1 protein-coding gene is annotated in these 507 nt (G+C 54.0%); it reads left to right on the forward strand.

The window, feature by feature from the left end; translation table 11 throughout:
• Window positions 1-507 (forward strand): hypothetical protein (locus tag ACLD9W_RS12480; RefSeq protein WP_410842299.1); only part of this gene is annotated, 507 nt, incomplete at both ends.

Raw genomic sequence — 507 nt, forward strand, 5'->3', positions numbered from 1 at the left:
AACAGCGTGAGTATTAACAACGGCAACGGCAGCTTTACCGTGGACGCGCGGGGGAATCTGTATGCGAAAAACGGACGTTTTGAAGGGACGGTGAAGGCGGACAGAATCGAAGGAGATGTGCTGAAAATGTACCATCTGCCGCAGGGACGTGACGGCTACACGCTGTACTTGGACGCCGCTCCGTTCCCCCGTCTGCTGACGTTTTTGTCTTTGCAGGTGACGGCGTCGGGTTTTGTGTCGCAAGTAACCAATGAGGCTGGCAGCCATGTGGTGCTGGTTGAAATCAGCCTGAACGGACAGACGGTGGTTCGCCGCGAAGTGCATCCGCAGTACGCCGGTACATCCTCGAAATATTCTGATGGGGTTGGGGAGATATATAGTTACGCTTATGTCGACAACCGGGTCAATCTTGTTTCCAGTTTGGCACTGGACTCAGGCAGGGAGCATGATATCCGTGTGACTTTCAGCGGCGGGAAAACGCAGCCTGACGAGGATATTGTCTGCTTT

This window comes from Neisseria sp. WLZKY-1 (assembly GCF_046546535.1).
Lineage (GTDB): Bacteria > Pseudomonadota > Gammaproteobacteria > Burkholderiales > Neisseriaceae > Neisseria.